Source organism: Affinundibacterium nitidum (assembly GCF_014284155.1).
GTDB lineage: Bacteria > Pseudomonadota > Gammaproteobacteria > Burkholderiales > Burkholderiaceae_D > Undibacterium > Undibacterium nitidum.
Genome location: NZ_JACOFZ010000058.1, coordinates 1 through 255, shown reverse-complemented (window position 1 = coordinate 255; position 255 = coordinate 1). Strand labels below are relative to the sequence as shown.

At 43.5% G+C, this 255-nt stretch carries 1 protein-coding gene; it reads left to right on the top strand.

Translation table 11 applies throughout. The annotated features are described in order from the left end of the window. Positions 1-255, top strand: a 255-nt coding sequence (locus tag H8K36_RS19015) for a helix-turn-helix domain-containing protein (RefSeq protein WP_186918092.1), incomplete at both ends; no start/stop codon positions are given.

The following is a 255-nucleotide window of genomic DNA, read 5'->3' as shown; positions in this document are numbered from 1 at the left end:
TTTAAGTACCGTGTAGTGCAAGAATATTTAGAGGGCCCGATGGGATATGTCGCCTTGGGTAAAAAATACGGCTTGCAGAGCTCAATGGTAGAACGTTGGGTTGGTTGGTATAAAACACACGGCATGGTCGGACTGACCAAAAAGTTCACCTTTTACAGCGCTGAGTTTAAATTGTCTGTGCTGAGACATCTATGGGACAATGCCTTATCTTACAGTCAAGTTGCAACGCACTTTAATATTCGCAATCCTGGGATT